General features: G+C 64.3%; 1 protein-coding gene. It reads right to left on the bottom strand.

The window, feature by feature from the left end:
• Positions 1 to 32 precede the first annotated feature (32 nt).
• Positions 33 to 1,325, bottom strand: coding sequence for an IS4 family transposase (locus ACFDR9_RS27665; protein ID WP_409033072.1), 1,293 nt, complete (start codon positions 1,323 to 1,325; stop codon positions 33 to 35).
• Positions 1,326 to 1,486: the final 161 nt, after the last annotated feature.

Raw genomic sequence — 1,486 nt, 5'->3', positions numbered from 1 at the left:
CAATCCACCGAACTTAAGGATTTAGCGCGCCGTCAGCATGGTTTCAGGGTCATGTGTTTATGGGGTTTTGGTCTTGATTTTCGTGGCTTCGAGAGTCCTTCTTTATGCCTGTAGGTGTTCCGGGCCACGAGTTTGAGCAGCGTCAGCAGTAGTTTGGCCGCGCCGCGCCGCCCCAACAGCAATGCCGGCAAGAGGGGCTTGAGCGCAGTGTGGACGTAAGCGCGGTTGATACGGGTGCTCGCTGGCAGGTTTGCGTCGGCGCGGGCGGTCAAGGTAGTCAATGCCTGGAGGTTGTCGCACAGCACCTTGGCGGCGACATCCTGCATGACGGCCAGGTGCGACAGGCCGGAAACGTGTTCGAGGTTGAGGCGGTGTTTCAATCTTTTAAACGCCTCTTCAATTCTCCAGCGCTGATGGTATAGGTCGCCGAACCAGTGCGCCGGGAACGCGGCGCTGTCGAGCAGGTTGGTCATCAGGACGCGGATTTTTCCGTTCGGCGCGACGTGGCGGACCAGGCGCACGGTTTGGCCCGCGGCGGCGCATTCGTAGTCGGTCGCGTCGGCACGGTCGGGCGCGCGCAGGGTGACGATCTGGTCGGTCGCGCCGGAGCGCAGGAACTGGCGCACGCAGGCGAAGCCGGATTTTTCGGCGTGTTCGTTGCTGTCGGGCGACTTGGTGTGTTCGACGCGCATGCAGAAGGCGATGCCGCGCTCGCCAAGCACGACGGGCAGCCAGCGGCAGGGGTAGCCGCGGTCGAGCAGCAGCAAATCGGTGGGGGAAAGGCGCCCGAGCTGCTCGTACAGCATTTGCCGCTCGTTCTCGTGGGTGCTGTGCAGCGCGGCGGCCAGCATCATTTCCGCGCCGGGCAGGAACAGGCCGAACGCGATCTGGTCGACGGCGGCGGCGCGCGGGACGTGGCTGGCGCGCAGGCCGAAGCGCAGCACGCTGGCGTCGGCGGCGACCAGCCGCAGGCCGTGCCAGCGGGGGATGTAGCCGTCGCGCTCGGCCCGCTCAATGAGCCAGTCGTTGAGCGAGGTCAGGGCCGTGCCGGAGAGTTTGGCGCGCGCCTTCGAGAACGCTTGCGCGGTGACCTCGCGCAGCAGCTGGGCCTGTTGATGCAGGTGGCCGAAGAACTCGTCGAGCTCGGCCTGGGTGCTCTTGCGCATCCCGGTCAGCATCGCCGCTATCAAGCAATGCAACGGCAGCTTGCGGTTGCGGCAGAACGCCCTGGGATGGTCGGCATGGCGGGCATGGTCGCGAAACTGCGGCGATTGCAGATGCTGGGCGAACGCCGCAAATAGCGTGGACAAGATGGTCGATGACATGGCGGCTGGTGAAGGTCAAAAAGCCTTCATTGGTCGCCGCCCTGCTGCCGTGAAAACGCCCCCGTCAGCAGGGCGGCGACCGCGCGCAGCCGCAGTCTTGTCAAGAACTATGTGAAATATTTTCGCCGAGTGGAGGCGATATCCTTAAGTTCGGTGGATTG

The organism is Janthinobacterium sp. CG_23.3, assembly GCF_046115965.1.
Lineage (GTDB): Bacteria > Pseudomonadota > Gammaproteobacteria > Burkholderiales > Burkholderiaceae_D > Janthinobacterium.
Note: the sequence above shows the minus strand (reverse complement) of the source record. Positions and strands in the feature narration are given on the sequence as shown.